Annotated in this window: 17 protein-coding genes and 1 tRNA gene; 4 read left to right on the forward strand and 14 right to left on the reverse strand. The window is 65.8% G+C overall.

All coding sequences use genetic code 11. The annotated features are described in order from the left end of the window. Positions 1-100: 100 nt before the first annotated feature. From HMPREF2924_RS19895 to HMPREF2924_RS19920, 6 genes are all read right to left on the reverse strand, one after another. The gene (locus HMPREF2924_RS19895) at positions 101-508 is read right to left on the reverse strand and encodes a PaaI family thioesterase (protein ID WP_003158192.1); all 408 of its coding nucleotides are present in this window, start codon (positions 506-508) and stop codon (positions 101-103) included. 23 nt (positions 509-531) lie between these two features. Beyond that, the gene (locus HMPREF2924_RS19900; protein WP_003134039.1) at positions 532-1,887 is read right to left on the reverse strand and encodes an MFS transporter; all 1,356 of its coding nucleotides are present in this window, start codon (positions 1,885-1,887) and stop codon (positions 532-534) included. An 81-nt stretch (positions 1,888-1,968) separates the two neighbouring features. Then, on the reverse strand, positions 1,969-2,835 hold the full coding sequence (locus HMPREF2924_RS19905) for a MaoC/PaaZ C-terminal domain-containing protein (protein ID WP_003086287.1): 867 nt from the start codon (positions 2,833-2,835) through the stop codon (positions 1,969-1,971). After that, the gene (locus HMPREF2924_RS19910; RefSeq protein WP_003086285.1) at positions 2,819-4,966 is read right to left on the reverse strand and encodes an acetate--CoA ligase family protein; all 2,148 of its coding nucleotides are present in this window, start codon (positions 4,964-4,966) and stop codon (positions 2,819-2,821) included. Before HMPREF2924_RS19910 ends, HMPREF2924_RS19905 begins: the two co-directional genes overlap by 17 nt. Before the next feature lie 109 nt (positions 4,967-5,075). After that, positions 5,076-6,227, reverse strand: coding sequence for a thiolase (locus HMPREF2924_RS19915; protein ID WP_003134040.1), 1,152 nt, complete (start codon positions 6,225-6,227; stop codon positions 5,076-5,078). After that, positions 6,224-6,610, reverse strand: coding sequence for a Zn-ribbon domain-containing OB-fold protein (locus HMPREF2924_RS19920; RefSeq protein ID WP_023107037.1), 387 nt, complete (start codon positions 6,608-6,610; stop codon positions 6,224-6,226). The genes HMPREF2924_RS19915 and HMPREF2924_RS19920 overlap by 4 nt, the downstream gene beginning before the upstream one ends. 157 nt (positions 6,611-6,767) lie before the next feature. Here HMPREF2924_RS19920 and HMPREF2924_RS19925 point away from each other — a divergent pair, with 157 nt between their 5' ends. Beyond that, a complete protein-coding gene (locus HMPREF2924_RS19925) occupies positions 6,768-7,568 on the forward strand; it encodes an IclR family transcriptional regulator (RefSeq protein WP_003112543.1) in 801 nt (266 codons plus the stop codon). A gap of 39 nt (positions 7,569-7,607) precedes the next feature. Here the strand turns inward: HMPREF2924_RS19925 and wapB are convergent, their stop codons facing one another. The 6 genes from wapB to dapA form a co-directional block, all read right to left on the reverse strand. Further along, positions 7,608-8,600, reverse strand: coding sequence for a 1,2-glucosyltransferase WapB (gene wapB, locus HMPREF2924_RS19930; protein ID WP_003134041.1), 993 nt, complete (start codon positions 8,598-8,600; stop codon positions 7,608-7,610). Between the two features lie 350 nt (positions 8,601-8,950). Then, positions 8,951-9,040 (reverse strand) — tRNA-Ser (locus HMPREF2924_RS19935). 93 nt (positions 9,041-9,133) lie between these two features. Beyond that, positions 9,134-9,844, reverse strand: coding sequence for a phosphoribosylaminoimidazolesuccinocarboxamide synthase (gene purC / locus HMPREF2924_RS19940; protein WP_003108622.1), 711 nt, complete (start codon positions 9,842-9,844; stop codon positions 9,134-9,136). 28 nt (positions 9,845-9,872) lie between these two features. Next, positions 9,873-10,631 carry an MBL fold metallo-hydrolase gene (locus HMPREF2924_RS19945; RefSeq protein WP_003086273.1) on the reverse strand — a complete coding sequence of 253 codons (759 nt, stop codon included), beginning with the start codon at positions 10,629-10,631 and terminating at the stop codon, positions 9,873-9,875. Then, the gene (gene bamC, locus HMPREF2924_RS19950) at positions 10,570-11,760 is read right to left on the reverse strand and encodes an outer membrane protein assembly factor BamC (RefSeq protein ID WP_003086271.1); all 1,191 of its coding nucleotides are present in this window, start codon (positions 11,758-11,760) and stop codon (positions 10,570-10,572) included. Before bamC ends, HMPREF2924_RS19945 begins: the two co-directional genes overlap by 62 nt. 17 nt (positions 11,761-11,777) lie before the next feature. Continuing rightward, a complete protein-coding gene (dapA, locus tag HMPREF2924_RS19955; protein ID WP_003086270.1) occupies positions 11,778-12,656 on the reverse strand; it encodes a 4-hydroxy-tetrahydrodipicolinate synthase in 879 nt (292 codons plus the stop codon). A 183-nt stretch (positions 12,657-12,839) separates the two neighbouring features. Between dapA and HMPREF2924_RS19960 the strand changes: the two genes are divergently transcribed. Together HMPREF2924_RS19960 and HMPREF2924_RS19965 are read left to right on the forward strand one after the other, a co-directional pair. After that, positions 12,840-13,397 (forward strand): glycine cleavage system transcriptional repressor, encoded by a 558-nt coding sequence (locus tag HMPREF2924_RS19960; RefSeq protein WP_003086267.1) that lies wholly within the window; start codon positions 12,840-12,842, stop codon positions 13,395-13,397. Between the two features lie 11 nt (positions 13,398-13,408). After that, a complete protein-coding gene (locus tag HMPREF2924_RS19965) occupies positions 13,409-13,882 on the forward strand; it encodes a peroxiredoxin (RefSeq protein WP_003086262.1) in 474 nt (157 codons plus the stop codon). Positions 13,883-13,942: 60 nt separating this feature from the next. Here HMPREF2924_RS19965 and HMPREF2924_RS19970 read toward each other — a convergent pair whose 3' ends face one another. Beyond that, positions 13,943-15,016, reverse strand: a complete 1,074-nt coding sequence (locus HMPREF2924_RS19970) for an AI-2E family transporter (RefSeq protein WP_003086260.1) — start codon at positions 15,014-15,016, stop codon at positions 13,943-13,945. A 33-nt stretch (positions 15,017-15,049) separates the two neighbouring features. Further along, positions 15,050-15,301, reverse strand: a complete 252-nt coding sequence (locus HMPREF2924_RS19975) for a sulfurtransferase TusA family protein (protein WP_003086258.1) — start codon at positions 15,299-15,301, stop codon at positions 15,050-15,052. Between the two features lie 162 nt (positions 15,302-15,463). Between HMPREF2924_RS19975 and HMPREF2924_RS19980 the strand changes: the two genes are divergently transcribed. Further along, positions 15,464-16,897, forward strand: coding sequence for a tetratricopeptide repeat protein (locus HMPREF2924_RS19980; RefSeq protein ID WP_003134042.1), 1,434 nt, complete (start codon positions 15,464-15,466; stop codon positions 16,895-16,897). Positions 16,898-16,990 lie beyond the last annotated feature (93 nt).

Below are 16,990 nucleotides of genomic sequence, written 5' to 3' on the forward strand. Positions count from 1 at the left end.
ATCTGCACGGGCGGCGCCGGCTTGTCCGCGCGGAGCGACCGCGCAGGCCGTGGTCCGGACGCGCGACGGATGGCTCCGCTGCCGCGCCGCCGGAACTCCGCTACGGCTTAGCCGCGCGGTACCTGAAGCTGCCCGAGGCCATGGCGATGACCTCGCCGTCCTCGTTGCAGATTTCCGCCGTGCAGAAGCAGATCGTGCGGGTCCGCCGCACCACCCTGCCAACCGCACGAAGCTCGCCGCGGGCGCTACCCATGAAGTGGGTAGCCATGTCGATGGTCACCATCGAGCAGTCCGGCAGGCAGGCACGGATCGCCTGGGCCATGGCGGCGTCCAGCACCGACATCAACACCCCGCCGTGGAACTGTTGCAGGTAGTTCATCAGTTCCGGGCGATGCCCCAGGCGCACCCGCGCCACCCCGTCGGCATCGGTCCAGCGCTCGAGGCCGATGAACTCTTGGAAGCTGGCGGGCCGCTGCTCCGCCGCTGGCTGTCGTGGAAAAGAACTCATGGATGTGCACTCCTTCCGCAGGATCAGGCCTTGGCCGCGCGCCGCTCGGCGGTATCCACGGCACTGCCCGGCGCTTGCCGTCGGGAAGCGCTCTCGGCATCGCGGGACTCGCGGTTCGGGTCGTAGAGCCGGTCCGCAATGAACAGCGCCGGGATCAGCCCGGTGAGCACGTAGGTGATGCCCATCACCAGGAAACCCGCGCCGATCGACACGTGGGTGGCCAGCAGGCCGATGCCGGCGGGCGCCACCGCCGCGCCGATACGACCCAGGTTGTAGGCGGTGCCCACCGCCGAGCCGCGGACGCGGGTGGAGAAGCTCTCGGTCATGTAGGTGGCCAGCACCCCGACCGGAACGCCGTAGATGAAGCCGAAGGTGATGAGGATCCAGAGGATGTTGGAGGGCGAGTGGTAGAACACGATCAACGGCATGAAGGCGGCGCTGCCGATGGCCCCGGCGGCGAAGGTCAGGCGCCGGCCGAAGAGATCGGCGCAGACACCGGCGGCGACCTTGCCGAGGATCATCGCGCTGTAGGTGCCGACCATGTAGCCGGTCATCGACTTGAAGTTCATCCCCAACTCGCTCTCCAGGTAGGACGGCATCCAGTTGTTGGTGCCGTAGTAGCCGAACAGCAGGAAGCAGGAGGTGAGGCTCCAGAGCAGGAACATGCCGCGCGTTTCCGGATCGCCCAGCATCCGTCCCAGCGGGCCGGCGCCGCCAGCCTCGGCGTGGCTCTGCGGAGCCGCGCCGGGACGCTGGCGCCCGGCCTGGGCCGCGAGCCAGGACGGCGACTCCGGCACCCAGGGCCGCAGGGCCAGGCAGACCAGCGCCGGCGCCACGGCGGTGAAGAACAAGGTGCGCCAGCCGAACTCGGGGATGATCTGCCCCGCCAGCAGGGTCGCCACCAGGTAGCCCACGGTCCAGCCGGCCTGCATGGCGGCGAGGATGGTGGTGCGGTACTTGGTTCCGACGCACTCGGACATCAGGATGTTGCAGGCGACGAACAGCGAGCCGAGGCCGAGCGAGGCGACGAAGCGGATCAGCGCGAACTGCCAGTAGTTCTGGGTCAGCCCCAGCAACGCGGTACCGATGGAGAACAGCACGATGGTCCAGGTCACCACTCGCACCCGGCCGAAGCGGTCGCAGCACCAGCCGCCATAGATACCGCCGACGGCCATGCCGGCGAGAGTCAGGCTGCCGAGGGAGCCGGCTTCGAAGTTGCTCAGGCCGAATTCGGCCTTCAGGCTGTTGAGGCTGTAGGCCAGGAACATCAGGTCGACGCCGTCGGCGAGCAGGCCGAGGAAGCAGAAGACGAAGGCGATCAGCATGGTGCGCCGGGAAATGGCCGGCGCCGGGTTCGGGGAAGGCGCGGTTGCATTCATTATTCTTGTTCTCGCAAGCAGGATTTCGGTTGATCTTCACGGCAGCCCGACGGTCGTTCCCTCGCGCCACCGCCCTTCGCTTCAGTCCGGCCGCTCTGGCGGCGGACCTACCCGGCCGTTGTCCAGCACCACCACATCGCGCTCGACGACGCGAGTGCGGAACGAGCCGTCGCTCCACATCTCGGTACGCAAGGTCTCGCCGGGAAACACCGGAGCCGAGAAACGCACCTGCAGATGTCCCAGTTGCTCCGCGCGGTAGTCGGCGAGCCCGCGCAACACCGCGTGGAATGCCACGCCGAGGGTGCACAGGCCATGCAGGATCGGCCGCGGGAAGCCGGCCCGCAGCGCTGCCGCGGGCTCCGCGTGGAGCGGGTTGTCGTCGCCGTTGAGGCGGTAGTACAGGGCCTGCTCCGGACGGGTCGGCAGGTCGAGTCGCAGGTCGGGCGTCCGTTCAGGCAAGCGATGCGGCATTTCCGGCACCTGCCGGGAACCACCGAAGCCGCCGTCGCCGCGAAGGAAGGTGGTGCTGCGGGCGACAGCCAGCACCTCGCCGCTGAGCGCGTCGCTGAGCACCTTCTCGCTGTAGAGCAGCGCGCCCTTGTCGGCGCCCTTGTCTACCAGACCGGTGACCCGGGTCCGACCGATCACCTCGCCTTCCGCCGGCAACGGCCGCCGCCACTCCAGGCGCTGCTCGCCGTGAACCAGGCGCAGCGCGTCCACGCCAGTCGCCGGATTGCCCAGCCAGAAGCCCGGATGACCGAGCACCAGGGCCATGCACGGCAATGCCTGGAGATCGCGGCACGGATCGACGTAGACCAGTTGGCGCTCGTCCAGCGGGTCGCCGCCCAGACCGAGGGTCAATGCATAGAAGGCGCTGTCGCGCCGGCTGTAGCGCTGGCGTACTTCGGGGATCGGGTAGTTCAGGAGCACCTCAGGATCGAGCGCCATCGGCCACCTCCTCGACTTCCAGCACCGCATCCACCGCCCAGGCGCCCTGGCCCTCCGGCAAGGCGATGACCGGGTTGAGGTCCACCGAGCGCAAGCGCTCTCCCGCCTCCCAGGCGAACCGCGAGAGATTCGACAGCAGCCGTGCCAGCGCCGCGACGTCGGCCCGCGGCCGGCCACGCGCGCCGAGCAGGAGCGGCGCGCCTCTGATGCTACGGATCATCGCCTCGGCTTCGTCGACCTCGAACGGGCAGCGGCGGAACACCACGTCCTGCAGCACCTCGACGAAGATCCCGCCCAGGCCGAACAGCGCCACCGGGCCGAACAGCGGATCGCGCTGGATCCCCATGAAGCACTCCACCCCACCCTGCAGCTGACGCGCCACCAGGACGCCATCGAGACGCGCCTGCGGCGCCTTCTCGGCGGCCCGGCGCAGGAGCAGTTGGAAACCGGCGCGTACCGCGTCCGCATCGCTTACGCCAAGCAGCACGCCGCCGATTTCCGACTTGTGCTGGATGTCCGCCGAGGCGAGCTTCAGCACCACCGGGTATCCGATGCCCTCGGCGAAGGCAACCGCCTCTTCGGCACTGCCCAGCACCGCCTCGGCGGCGGACTCGATACCGGCGCGCGCCAGCAGGCGCTTGGCCTCGGCTTCGCCGGGCGTGGAGGCGGGCAACTGTAGCCCGCCGGCAGGCCGGCGCAGGCGCAACGGCCGGGCGAAGGCTTCGCCGAGCCGCCCCATGGCCTGGATCGCCACTACCGCCCGGGTGGGGTCTTCGAACAGTGCGAAGCCGGCCTCCTCGTAGGGTGCCAGCTCCTCCCCCTCGCCCATCACCGAGACCACGAACAGACGCTCGGGATGAGCCTCCTTGATCCGCCGGAACTGCTCGGCCAGACGCGCGCCGATGGAGGCGGCGGTGCCGGCCTGGGTGAAGAAGGCGAGCAGCGAACGGTAGCCACCGTCGACCACCATCGACTCGGTAAAGTCGCGCACCAGCGTCAGATCGTTCAGGGCCTGCGCGGTGCAGTCCACCGGGTTGATCGGCGACGCGAAGGACAGCCGTGCCTTCAGCCGCTCCTGGGCCATGTCCGGCATCGGCGGCATCGGCAGGCCGACCTCCTCGGCGGCATCGCTGACGATGATCCCGGCGCCGCCGCTGACGGTGATCATGCCGAGGCTGTTGCCCACCGGATAGATACGCCGGGTGGCGAGGTAGGCGATGTCCATCAGTTCCTCGGTGGTCCTGGCGCGGATCACCGCATAGTCGCCCAGCACGGCGTCCAGCACCTTGTCGTCGCCGGCCAGCGAAGCGGTGTGGGACAGCGCCGCGCGGCTACCCAGGGCGCTGCGCCCGACCTTGTGCAGGATCACCGGCTTGCCGGCGCGATGCGCGGCCTCCAGGGCGGCGAGGAAGCTGTCGACGTTGCGGATGGATTCGGCGTAGGCCATCACCACGTCGATCTCCGGCGACTCCACCAGCCAGCCGATGCTGTCGCCCAGGGTGACGTCGGCCTCGTTACCGGTGGCCACGCAGATAGGGGTTCCCAGGCGGCGCTGGCGCGCCATGCCGAGCAGGTGCGCGCCGTAGGCGCCGGACTGGGTGGCGATGCCTACCCGGCCGGGCAGCGGTACGCCACGTTCCAGGCTGGTGGAGAAGAACGCGTAATAACCCAGGTTACTGTTGAACGCGCCGAGCGCATTCGGACCGAGCAGGCGCATACCGTGCTCGCGGGCAGCGGCTACCACCGCATCCTGCATCGCCGCGCCGGCCTCGCCGACCTCGCTGAATCCGGAAGAGAACACGATGGCACTGCGCGCCCCCTGGCGGCCTAGCGCCCGGACGGTCTCCAGCACCTGAGGCGCAGGCACCGCGACAATCGCCACGTCCGGTGCCTGCGGCAGCTCCGCAACGCTGGCGAAGGCCGGCAGCCCCTGGATTTCAGCACGATTCGGATTGACCGGGAGGATTTGCCCGGCATAGCCATGGCGCAGCATGTAGGCGATGGGACGGCCACCGATGCGGGTCGGGTCGCTGGAAGCGCCGATCACCGCGACCGAGCGTGGTTCGATCAATGGAGTAAGACTGGCGAAACGGGGAGCGTCGATGAGCTGTTGCGAGTGGTTCGCTGACATGGGTTCACCTGATCCGTTTGTCTGTGGCCGGCACGACAACCTTCTCGCGGGCGAGCGCGCCCGCGGGACGCCGCCACGGCAGCGCCCGGAAGGACTGTCGGCCTGGGGTCTAGAGCGTGTCGCCGGTGCCAAGCAACGCGGTTACCTGGCTGGACAGCGTGCCGCCGTTGCCGTGCAGCAACGCCACGTCGGCCTTGGCCAACTGCCGCTCGCCGGCCTGGCGGCGGAGCTGGGTCACCGCCTCGATGATCAGGAACATCCCGTACATCCCCGGATGCACGCAGGACAGCCCGCCACCGTTGGTGTTCACCGCCAGCTCGCCGCCGGGCGCGATGCGTCCGCCCTGGACGAATGGGCCGCCCTCGCCCTTGGCGCAGAAACCCAGGTCCTCGAGGAACAGCAGGGTGTTGATGGTAAAGGCGTCGTAGAGCATCACCAGGTCGATGTCGGCGTGCCGCACACCGGCCATCTGCATGGCTCGCGGAGCGCTTTCCGAGGCCGCCGTCACGGTGAGGTCGGGCATCGACACGATCGAGCGATGCCACTGCGCTCCGGCCGCGCCAAGGAAGTACACCGGCGCATTGGGCAAGTCGCGGGCGCGCTCGGCGCGCACTACCACGCAGGCGCCACCGCCGTCGGTGACCAGGCAGCAGTCGGCGGCGCTCAGCGGGTCGCTGACCATCCGCGCGGCAAGGACGTCATCGACGCTCAACGGCCCGCGGGCGAATGCCCCGGGATTCAGGTTGGCCCATTGCCGGGCAGAGACCGCCACCTCGGCGAGCTGCTCGCGTGTGGTGCCGTACTGGTGCATGTGCCGGCTGGCCGCCAGGGCATAGGCGGTGATCGGGTGGCGCGGCTTGTAGGGCGTCTCGTGCCATTGTGGCTCGCTCATCGATACCAGGCGGCCGCCGGCGCTTCGCTGGTTGGAGCCGTAGCAGATCAGCGCAGCGTCGCAGAGACCGGCCTCCAGTGCCAAAGTGGCCTGCAGCAGGTGCAGCTCGAAACTGGAGCCGCCGATATTGGTGCCATCCACGAATTTCGGGCGGATGCCGAGGTATTCGGCGACCGACAAGGTGGGAAAGGCATGGGAGCTGGTGGCGGCGAAGATCGCGTCGATGTCGGAAAGCTTCAGGCCGGCATCGGCAATGGCCCTGAGCGACGCCTGGCCGAGCAGTTCGATGGCGCTGTAGCCCGGCGCCTCGCCGACGCCGGCGCTACCGATGCCGACGATGGCGGTCTTGCCACGGATGGCCGCGCTCATGGTCGTCCCTCCTGGTGGGGAACGAACACCACGACATTGGCACCGTCCTGCTCGACGATGCGCACCTGCACACGGGTGCCGATCGGCAGGCTCTCGTGCCCGTCGATCCGCGACATCATGCGCACGCCCTCGTCCAGGTCGACCAGCGCGACATTGTGATTGCCGCCGCGGGAGCGATTGACAGTGATCGCGTAGAGCGTACCCAGGCCGCTGGCGGGAACCCACTCGAGATCAGTCTCGCCGCTACCCGGCACCAACTGGCGCGGGTAGAACACATGGCGACCGCTGGAACGGCTGCGCTGCAACATGAAACGGCCCTGGGCGAGAAACGCAAGGTACTGCGCCTCAGGTCCCGGAGTACTGCCATCGGGAAGATCTGCCACGAGGTTTCTCCTTTGTTCTTGTCGACCTTTGCTGCAAAGTGCATCGCGCTGGACGCCGAACCGGATACTGCTTCCGTCCCCGGTTGTACGTTCCGGAAGGCCAGAATATATTCACTATCGTGAATGTCAATCACAATACTGAATGAAAAGAGGAAAAATGACCAAGGACGCCACAACCAAAGGCACCAGCAGCAAAGATGTCGGCGCGGTAGTGAACGCCATTCAGATACTTCGCCACCTGGCCCACGCCGACGGACCGCAAGGCGTGGCCGCCATCGCTCGCGCCACCGGCATCAGCCCGAGCAGCGCCTTCAATATCCTGCGCACCCTGAGCAACGAACGGCTGACCTCCTTCGACGATGCGGGCAAGACCTACCAACTGGGCCTTGGCCTGTCGGAACTGGCCGTAGGATTCGTCGGACGCAGCTATGCCGACCTGATCCAGCCAGAGCTGGAGCGACTGAGCCTTGCCCACCACATCCTCATCGCCCTGTGGCAAGTCACCGACGATGCGCACATCCGCGTCATCGCCCTTGCCGCACCGCCCGTCGCCCACGTCAACGTCGCCGTCGGCACGCGCCTGCCGGAACTGGTCGGCGCCGCCGGGCGTTGCATTGCCGGCCTGCGCGAACTGCCGGAGGACGAACTGCGCCGCCGACTGACCCGCGTGCGCTGGGAAAATCCGCCGAGCTTCGAGCGCTACCAGGCCGAAGCGACCGAGGCCGTCGAGCGCGGCTGGGCTATCGACCAGGAACACCTCTACCGCGGCGTGAGCATGGTCGCCAGTGCCATCACCGATCGCGACGGACAACCGCGCTTCGCCATCTCCGCGATCGGCATCAGTGCCCAGCACCAGCCCGACGACCTGGAACGGATCGGCACCAGCCTGCGGGATACCGCGCGCTTCGTGAGCCGCGCGCTATTTCCCCAGGGCGAGGCACTGAAGGAGAAATCCTGAAATGGCATTCAACCCATTGAAAGATTAGCCGGCCAGCCGTCATCGACCCTCGACGCCGGTACCATCCTTCAACCCGAGGACCGGCAGATAACGGAGAAAGCGCCAGAATCGCTTCAGCGTCACCCGGTCCCACGCTCGCAGCGGCACCGAGCGGAACAACTGCCAGGCATATCGCCCATCCTGGACAACAGCCTTCTTCAGCGCCTTGTTCAGGATCAGTTGCCGGGCCCGGCGATAATTCGGGTGAGCCCGATAAGGCTCGATGGCTTGCATATCCGCCTCGTAATTGAGCTTGTACCTGCCGGACAGACCGCTTCCATGCCGGCGATAACGCCCCATGTAGGCCGGCAGTCGATGAATTTCATAGCCCTGCGCCGCGATCCTGAGGGTGATCTGGAAATCCTGCACGCGAATCGACGGGTCGAAGAAATCCGCCCGCTTCATCGCTTCCATGCGGTAGAGCGCCGTCAGCGGCATGACCACCAGGGTCTCGGCCAATGCTGCATCGAACCCCCAACGCTCCACACAACCCTCGCTGAAACCGTCTCGCGCCACTTCGTTACCGGCACTGTCGATACAGATATTGAAACCGCCCACGCACCCGACCTCGGGGTGCGCAAGCAAGTAGTCGACGCGCGTGTCGAGCGCTCCAGGCAGGAGAATGTCGTCCAGGTCGGGAGTCATCACGAACTCGCCCCGCGCATGACGCAAACCGTGATTGAGCGCGTCGCTCACCCCTCGGTTAGCCTGGCGGTAGAGTTGGAAACCGTGACGCTCGCGGAGCATGGCGAGACGCTCATAGGTGTCGTCCGTGGATCCGTCATCCACCACAATCAACTCGAGATTGGGATAGCCCTGCGCGTAGATGCTGGCGATCGCCTCGTGCAGATACTTCGAGATATTGAAACAGGCGCAAACGACGGAAACGAGCGGACGCATTTCTTCCTCCCCAGCCCCGTCTCCGGGACTCGGCACAAACCGATATCCTGGCTGTCCGCCGGAGGGAAACCGTGCCATGCAGCTCGGCCACACATCCGCGGCGCCTTCAAGCGCCGGGATACTAAGAAGAACCGCACCGACCATCGAAACCGGCAGGTCGCCCGACCCGGCGCCCGAAGGACAGAAAATCGGAAGCGGTGGAGAAATGCGCGCTCAGCGCACCCACGAAACCCAGGCAGAGCGGGACGACCACCCAGAGGAGAAGGAAGGGCAGAACCAAGGAAGGGCCCGCAGCATTCCTAGGAAAGCTGCACGACCTGGCCGGCACCCGAAACCATGGCACGGCTTTTTCGCCCGCCCGGCAGAGGGGATGCCCGAACACTCGCCAGAAAAGACAAAGCCCCCGGAACGCCAGGCATTCCAGGGGCTTTGCTCATATGTAATGGCGGAGAGATAGGGATTTGAACCCTAGGAGCCATTGCTGACTCAACGGATTTCGAATCCGTCCCGTTCGACCACTCCGGCATCTCTCCGTGCGGCGCGCATGATACCAGCTTGTACGAAGAACGCGAAGCTTTCTTGAAGATTTTTTCGCGTTCTTTCAGATGGTTGCGCGCGTTAGGAGGTTAAAGCGGCACGCCCAGGCGCTTGGCTACCTCTTCGTAGGCTTCGATCACATCGCCGAGGCCCTGGCGGAAGCGGTCCTTGTCCATCTTCTTGCGGGTTTCCTTGTCCCACAGACGGCAGCCGTCCGGGCTGAACTCATCGCCGAGGACGATCTGGCCATGGAACAGGCCGAACTCCAGCTTGAAGTCCACCAGCAGCAGGCCGGCGTCGTCGAACAGCTTGTTCAGCACTTCATTGACCTTGAAGGAATAGGTCTTCATCTGCGCCAGTTGCTCGGGAGTGGCCCAGCCGAAGGCCTGGACGTGGGATTCGTTGATGAACGGATCGCCCAGGGCGTCGTTCTTCAGGAACAACTCGAAGGTGGGAGGAGTCAGGGCGATGCCCTCTTCCACGCCGAGACGACGCACCAGGCTACCGGCGGCGAAATTGCGCACCACGCACTCGACCGGGATCATGTCGAGCTTCTTCACCAGGCACTCGGTATCCGACAGCAGCTTGTCGAACTGGGTCGGAATGCCGGCAGCTTCCAGCTTCTGCATGATGAAGGCGTTGAACTTGTTGTTCACCGCGCCCTTGCGATCGAGCTGTTCGATGCGCTTGCCGTCGAAGGCGGAGGTGTCGTTGCGGAACAGCAGGATGAGACGATCGGCATCGTCGGTCTGGTAAACCGACTTGGCTTTGCCGCGGTAGAGTTCTTCGCGTTTTTCCATGATGGGCTCCGCTTACGGGTAATAGGGCCTAGGCGATCTCGCGCCAATCCAGGCCTGAATGCTGATCGGCCACCTGCAGCCAGCCCGGATCGCACCCGAGGGTGTCGACGAAGGTTTGCCGGGCCAGCTGCGGCGAGTTGTTCTTTTCGCTGAGATGGGCCAGCACCAGGTGCTGCATGCGACCCCAATCCAGCTGCTTCACCAGTTCTGCGGACTGATGGTTGTTCAAGTGCCCTCGCGAACCGCCTACGCGGGCCTTGAGAAAATAGGGATACGGGCCACCGGCAAGCATCGTGCTGTCGTGGTTGGCCTCGACCACCAGAGCATCCACCGCACGATAGCACTCCAGCACCTCGGCCGTGGCCACTCCCAGATCGGTGAGCATGCCGAAGCGCCGCTGTCCGTCGGACAGCACGAACTGGGTAGGCTCGCGGGCGTCGTGCGAGACGCCAACCACCTGCACTTCCAGCCCGCGGATCGCCAGGCGCTGGCCGGCCCTCAACAGCTCGGCGGGGTGCACCGGGCGGCGCATGCCGCTCAGGGTACCCGCACTGAGATAGACCGGGATTTGGTAATGCCGCGCCAGCAGTTCGACGCCATGGATGTGATCGGCGTGTTCGTGCGTGACCAGGATCGCGTCCAGCTGCGCGGGGCTCAACCCCAGGCGCGCCAGACGCTTGATGATTTCACGCAGCGGGAAGCCGCAATCGATCAGTATCCGGGTGTCAGAACTGCTCACCAAGGCCGAATTGCCCCGGCTTCCGCTGCCCAGAACCGCGAACCGCATTGCGCATGCTCTCCTGGAGTTTTTCCAGTACGTTTTGCGCGACATCGGCCGGCGCAGAGGTGTTGATGTCCTTGTCGACGGTGACCTGCACGGCGTCGCTGACGGTGGTCAGGCGGACCTGGTAGCGCTGCGCCTTGGCGTCTTCCTCTTCCTTGGTCTTCTCGCCGCCGCCGAACAGGCGACTGAAGAACCCGGGCTTGTCTTCGTCGGGCTTCTTCGCCCCTTCGGCGATGTTCACGTAGTACACGCCAAGGCTGCGGTTGAGGTCGTCGACGCGGATATCGGCGTTATCCAGGGCACGCCCGACGCTGACCCAGGAGCGGTCGAAGTCGGATTGCAAGGTCAGCACCGGGTTGCCGCTGCCGTCCTTGCTCAACTCGAAGGTGCCGGGCGTGTCGTAGATCGAGTTGGCTGCCAGCAGGGAGACCGAGCCGCCCTGCTCGGCGCTGCGCGCCATGCTCGCGACCATCTCGTCGAGCAGCGCCGCGTCGAGGCTCGGCGCCACCGACTTGCTCGGCCAGCTCGGGCTGCTGGTGTCACCGGCGGCGCGGGTCTGGCTGAGCACGTAGACCTCGCTGGTATTGCTTTGCACGCCGGGCTCGATACGCACCCGAACCCGTGCCTGGCCGTCCGGCTCGACACCGCTCACGCGGCTGCTAAGGCGGCGTGCCAGCGGCGCGGAAAGCTGCGACAGCGATTGCCAGTCGGAACTGAACTCGCCGGTCTGCGGGCGCTCGTCGGCGATGCGGAAACCGTTCTCCTCGAAGAACTGCCGGGCCACCGGCCAGACTTCCGCCGGCGGACGCTGGGCCACGACCCAGCGGCTATCGCCGCTGCGCTGCAGGCTGTAGTCGCTGATGTCGCCGGCGTTGGCCAGCGGCTGCGGACGCGGAACCTCGTACTCACCCTCTTTTTCGTGGGTGGTGGCGACGTTCAGCGGAATCGGCAGCAGCGGATCGAGCGGCTTGCTGTGCACCCCTTCGGGCAATTGCATGGGAGGCGTCTCGCGGGCGCCGAGGTAGTCGTCGCCGCGGTCGCGGAAATAGCCCTCCGGCCCCCACAGCCAGCCGCAGCCGGAAGTGTTGCCGATAACCAGGGCGAGGGCGGTCAGTCCAGCCAGTCGCTTCATTGCGTGGAGCTCCTTGATCAAGCCAATACGCCGGTCTGGCGCATGGCCTGACGCAGCGGCTCGTGGCAACGCGGGCTGAGCCAGGTCAGGGGCAGGCGGATGCCCTCGGGGATCAGACCCATCTCATGCAGGGCCCACTTCACCGGAATGGGGTTGGATTCGATGAACAACGCCTTGTGCAGCGGCATCAGGCGGTCGTTGATGGCGCGCGCGGCAGCGGCGTCGCCGCGCATGGCGGCGGCACACAGGTCGCTCATGGCGCGCGGCGCGACGTTGGCGGTCACGGAGATGTTGCCCTTGCCACCCAGCAGCATCAGCTCGACGGCAGTGGCGTCGTCGCCGGAATAGACGAGGAAGTCCTTGCCGACGCGCTCGATGACTTCCTTGGCGCGTTGCAGGTCGCCGGTGGCCTCCTTGATGCCGATGATGTTCGGCACCTTGGACAGGCGCTCGACGGTCTCCGGAAGCATGTCGCAGGAGGTACGCCCGGGCACGTTGTAGAGGATCTGCGGGATCGCAACGGCTTCGGCGATATGGCGGAAGTGCTGGTACATGCCTTCCTGGGTCGGCTTGTTGTAGTACGGCGTCACCAGCAGGCAGGCGTCGGCGCCGCCGCTTTTCGCGGCCTCGGTCAGCGCCACCGCCTCGCGGGTGGAGTTGGCGCCGGTGCCGGCGATCACCGGGATGCGGCCCTTGACCTGGTCGACCACGCGACGGATCACCTGGATGTGCTCTTCCACGTCCAGCGTGGCCGATTCACCGGTGGTGCCGACGGCGACGATGGCGTTGGTGCCTTCCTGCAGGTGGAAGTCCACCAGCTTGGCGAGGCTGTCCCAGTCCAGTCGACCCTGAGCATCGAAGGGGGTGACCAGTGCCACCATACTGCCCGCAATCATGCAACCGCTCCTGCCGCGAAATTAAAGCGGTAATGGTACTGTCGGCGGCAGGCCTTGCACAAGACGAGCGCCACCTCGTCGGAAGCCGCTGACAGGCGGCAGACGTTTCCCTCGGCGGCGCTTTTCGCTACCCTTCCCGCTTTAGGTACGGCCCGTGCCGCCAGCGTATTCCAGGAAAGTTGAATGTCCACCAGCCAACCCCGCGAACAATTCCTTCTGATCAGCGCCCTCGGCCCCAATCCGATGGAGCTGACCACCCTGCTCTGCCGCGCCTGCGTCGAGAGCCGCTGCGCCGTGGTCAGCAGCCGCCTGACCCGCCACGGAGAGTTCAGCGCCCTGGTGCTGCAGATCTCCGGAAGCTGGGATGCCCTCGCCCGCCTCGAGGGCAGCCTGCCGGCCCTCACCAAGCGCGGCGACATCACCCTCAGCATGACCCGCAGCAACGCCCACGTGACCCGCGCCCAGGCGTTGCCTTACGTGGCCTATGTCAGCGCGGTGTATCGCCCGGACATCCTCAACGAACTCTGCCAGTTCTTCATCGACCACAACATCGAGCTGGAGAACCTGACCTGCGACACCTACCAGGCGCCGCACACCAACACCACCATGCTCAACGCCACGATTACCGTGACGCTGCCCGCCGGCACCCAGATCAGCTGGCTGCGCGACCAGTTCCTGGACTTCGCCGACGCCCTGAACCTGGATGCCCTGATCGAACCCTGGCGCCCCCAACACCCCTGAGGAGCCGAGCCATGCCGGTCGCAATCGACAAACCCGTACCCGACTTCACCGCCCCCGCAACCAGCGGCAAGGAGGTGACCCTGTCCGCGCTGAAGGGCAAGCAGGTCGTCCTGTACTTCTACCCGAAGGACAGCACCCCCGGTTGCACCACCGAGGGCCAGGGCTTCCGCGACCAGTACGCGGCGTTCCAGAAGGCCAATACCGAGGTCTTCGGCATCTCCCGCGACGGCCTGAAGTCCCACGAGAACTTCAAGTGCAAACAGGAATTCCCCTTCGAGCTGATCAGCGACAAGGATGAAGCGGTCTGCCAGCTGTTCGACGTGATCAAGCTGAAGAAGCTCTACGGCAAGGAATACATGGGCGTCGACCGCAGCACCTTCCTGATCGACAGGGACGGCGTACTGCGCCAGGAGTGGCGCGGCGTGAAGGTGCCCGGGCATGTCGACGCGGTTCTCGCCGCCGCCCAGGCGCTCAACGGCGCCTGAGCCCCGCCCCGAAAAAAAAGGCCGCATCCGCGGCCTTTTTCATTTTTCATGCGGCCGATGCTATCGCGTGGCTGCCAGAGTCTCGGGAAGGTCCTTGGGCCAGGCATCCAGCACCGCTTTCACCAGGGTCGCCAGGGGGATCGCGAAGAACACGCCCCAGAAGCCCCAGAGCCCGCCGAACAGCAACACCGCGCAGATGATCGCCACCGGGTGCAGGTTCACCGCCTCGGAGAACAGCAGCGGCACCAGCACGTTGCCATCCAGCGCCTGGATGATCGCGTGGGCCACCATCAGATAGATGAACTGGTCGCCCCAACCCCACTGGAAGAAAGCAATCATCGCCACCGGTACGCTCACCACCACCGCGCCGATGTACGGCACCACCACCGACAGGCCGACCAGCAGGGCCAGCAGTGCTGCGTAGTTGAGCCCCAGGTAGGCGAAGGCGATGTAGGTCACCGCGCCGGTAATGACGATCTCGATGACCTTGCCGCGAATGTAATTGGCGATCTGCTGGTTCATCTCGGCCCAGACCTGTTTCATCAGCCCGCGCTCGCGCGGCAGGTAGCGGTGGAACCAGGTATGGAAGCGCTTCTTGTCCTTGAGGAAGAAGAACACCAGGATCGGCACCAGCACCAGGTAGATCATGACGTTCACCACCACCGGCAGGCTGGCCAGCGACGAGGTCAGCGCCCACTGGCCGATCTGGCCGAATTCGCCGCGCGCGGTCTCGATGGCCTTGAGCACCTGCTCCTCGCTGATCAGGCTGGGATAGCGCTCGGGCAGCATCAGCAGCACGCTCTGCCATTCGCCGAGCATCCGCGGCAGTTCGTTGAACAGGGTGAACAATTGCTGCCAGAGCAGCGGCAGCAGGACCACCAAGAACAGCGCCAGCAAGCCGAGGAACAAGCTGTAGACCAGCCACACGGCGAACAGGTGCGGCACCCGGAAGCGTTCCAGCATGCCGACCACGCCCTGGATCAGGAAGGCGATCACCATCGCCGCCAGTACCGGCGCGAGCATCCCGCCGAAGGCGAGGATGACGCTGAAGCCGAGCACCAGCATGATCGCCAGCACCACGGCCTCCTCGTCGGAGAAGTAGCGCTGCATCCAGTCGCGTAACACCTTGATCATCGGAAATCCTGAATCGGAACGGCGAAAGCTCCGCTAACGCTTGCGCAGCCAGTATCGATAGACGCCTTCGGCGGCCTCTTCGCGCAGCAGTTCATGGCCGGCGAGCTGGGCGAAGGCCCGGAAGTCTCGCTGCGACCCGGCATCGGTGGCGATCACCTTGAGCACCCCGCCGCTGGGCAGGCGGTTCAGCTCCAGCTTGGCCTTTAGCAGGGGCAGCGGACAATTGAGACCACTGGCATCCAGCTCCGCGTCACATACCAGGGGGGATGAATCGTTATCCGTCATGACAGCCTCTCCCGAAGGGCCGACAAGCATACCCAAGCCTATCCGCCGCTGGCCAGTTGAAACGGCGCTCGAAGTCCAACAGCTTCGGGTCTCGGGCAGATACCTAGGCAGTGCCGATAACCAACGGCTAAAGTAAGGCCTTTGCCAACCTGAGCCTCCTGCATGAATGTACTGCGCCCTGCCCTGTTGACGCTCGCCTGCATGCTCGCTTCGCCGGTCATGTCGGACGATCTGCCCTCCCTGGGCGACGCATCTTCCTCGATCGTTTCGCCGGAGCAGGAGTTCCAGCTGGGCCGCGCCTGGCTGAGCATGCTGCGCAACCAGGTCGATGCGATCTCCGACCCGCAGCTCAAGGACTTCGTCGAAAGCAGCGTCTACCGGCTGGCCGAAACCAGCGACCTGCAGGACCACCGGCTGGCCTTCATCCTCATCCGCGACGCACAGATCAACGCCTTCGCCGCGCCCGGCGGCGTGATCGGTGTCAACGGCGGGCTACTGCTCAACGCCCAGACCGAAGGCGAGTATGCCGCGGTGCTGGCCCACGAACTCGGCCACCTGATCCAGCGCCACTTCGCCCGCGGCATCGAGGCACAGCAGCGCATGCAACTGCCGGTGATGGCGGCGATGCTCGCCGGCATCGTCGCCGCAGCCGCCGGCGCAGGGGATGCGGGTATCGCGGCGATCGCCGGGACCCAGGCGGCGGCGATCCAGAACCAGTTGCGCTTTTCCCGGCAGAACGAGCAGGAAGCCGACCGCGTCGGCGTCACCAACATGGTTCGCGCCGGTTACGATCCGCGCTCGATGCCGAACATGTTCGAGCGCCTGGCGCGGCAGTATCGCTACGACGGCAAGCCGCCGGAGTTCCTCCTCACCCACCCGGTCACCGAATCGCGTATCGCCGACACCCGCAACCGCGCCGAACAGTATCCCCAGGGCGGCAAGGAAGACAGCCTGCGCTACCAGCAGATGCGCGCGCGCACTCAGTTGCTCTTCGAGGAGACCCCGGGGATGGCCGGCAAGCGCTTCCGCGCCATGCTCAACGACAATCCCAAGCTGGATGCCGCGCGCTACGGACTGGCCATCTCGCAGACGCGCATCGGCCAGCTCAACGATGCCCGTGACAACCTCAGGCAATTGCTGGCGAAGGCACCCAACGACGTCGCCTACAACCTGGCCCAGGTCGAGCTGGACATCACCGCCAACCGCCTGCCGGATGCCGACCAGCGGTTGAAGAAGATGCTCGCCCAGTTCCCCAGTAGCTACCCGCTGAAACAGGTGCGCGCCGACCTGATGCTGAAGATGAGCAAGCCGCAGGAATCGGAGGAGATCCTCGACGACCTGAGCAAGGCGCGGCCGCTGGACCCGGATGTCTGGAACCGCCTGGCCGAGGTGCGCAGCCTGACCAACAACGCCATCGGCGTGCACCAGGCCCGGGCCGAGTACCTGTCTCTGACCGGCGACTACCAGGCCGCCATCGAGCAGCTCGATTTCGCCAAGCGCCGCGCTGGCGGCAACTTCCAACTGGCTGCGCGACTCGACGCTCGCCAGCAGGAAATTCGCCAGCAGGAAAAGATGGTCAAGGAAATGTTCCGCTGAGCGGCATATCCGAGGAAAAACACCCGGCGAAGCTCATCGAAACAGGGAGTTGGGCGAACAACCGCACCGCGCTTACTCGCCCTACGCAGCGGG

This window comes from Pseudomonas sp. HMSC063H08 (genome assembly GCF_001813645.1).
Taxonomy (GTDB): domain Bacteria; phylum Pseudomonadota; class Gammaproteobacteria; order Pseudomonadales; family Pseudomonadaceae; genus Pseudomonas; species Pseudomonas aeruginosa.

Excerpts from the sequence above, each read along its gene's own strand:
- HMPREF2924_RS19960 (WP_003086267.1), top strand. The coding sequence starts at position 12,840 with ATGTCCACCAGCCAACCCCGCGAACAATTCCTTCTGATCAGCGCCCTC.
- HMPREF2924_RS19975 (WP_003086258.1), bottom strand. The coding sequence starts at position 15,301 with ATGACGGATAACGATTCATCCCCCCTGGTATGTGACGCGGAGCTGGAT.
- HMPREF2924_RS19915 (WP_003134040.1), bottom strand. The coding sequence starts at position 6,227 with ATGAGCGCGGCCATCCGTGGCAAGACCGCCATCGTCGGCATCGGTAGC.
- HMPREF2924_RS19980 (WP_003134042.1), top strand. The coding sequence starts at position 15,464 with ATGAATGTACTGCGCCCTGCCCTGTTGACGCTCGCCTGCATGCTCGCT.
- dapA (WP_003086270.1), bottom strand. The coding sequence starts at position 12,656 with ATGATTGCGGGCAGTATGGTGGCACTGGTCACCCCCTTCGATGCTCAG.
- HMPREF2924_RS19945 (WP_003086273.1), bottom strand. The coding sequence starts at position 10,631 with ATGCGGTTCGCGGTTCTGGGCAGCGGAAGCCGGGGCAATTCGGCCTTG.
- HMPREF2924_RS19925 (WP_003112543.1), top strand. The coding sequence starts at position 6,768 with ATGACCAAGGACGCCACAACCAAAGGCACCAGCAGCAAAGATGTCGGC.
- purC (WP_003108622.1), bottom strand. The coding sequence starts at position 9,844 with ATGGAAAAACGCGAAGAACTCTACCGCGGCAAAGCCAAGTCGGTTTAC.
- HMPREF2924_RS19965 (WP_003086262.1), top strand. The coding sequence starts at position 13,409 with ATGCCGGTCGCAATCGACAAACCCGTACCCGACTTCACCGCCCCCGCA.
- HMPREF2924_RS19895 (WP_003158192.1), bottom strand. The coding sequence starts at position 508 with ATGAGTTCTTTTCCACGACAGCCAGCGGCGGAGCAGCGGCCCGCCAGC.
- HMPREF2924_RS19900 (WP_003134039.1), bottom strand. The coding sequence starts at position 1,887 with ATGAATGCAACCGCGCCTTCCCCGAACCCGGCGCCGGCCATTTCCCGG.
- HMPREF2924_RS19970 (WP_003086260.1), bottom strand. The coding sequence starts at position 15,016 with ATGATCAAGGTGTTACGCGACTGGATGCAGCGCTACTTCTCCGACGAG.
- HMPREF2924_RS19905 (WP_003086287.1), bottom strand. The coding sequence starts at position 2,835 with ATGGCGCTCGATCCTGAGGTGCTCCTGAACTACCCGATCCCCGAAGTA.
- HMPREF2924_RS19910 (WP_003086285.1), bottom strand. The coding sequence starts at position 4,966 with ATGTCAGCGAACCACTCGCAACAGCTCATCGACGCTCCCCGTTTCGCC.
- bamC (WP_003086271.1), bottom strand. The coding sequence starts at position 11,760 with ATGAAGCGACTGGCTGGACTGACCGCCCTCGCCCTGGTTATCGGCAAC.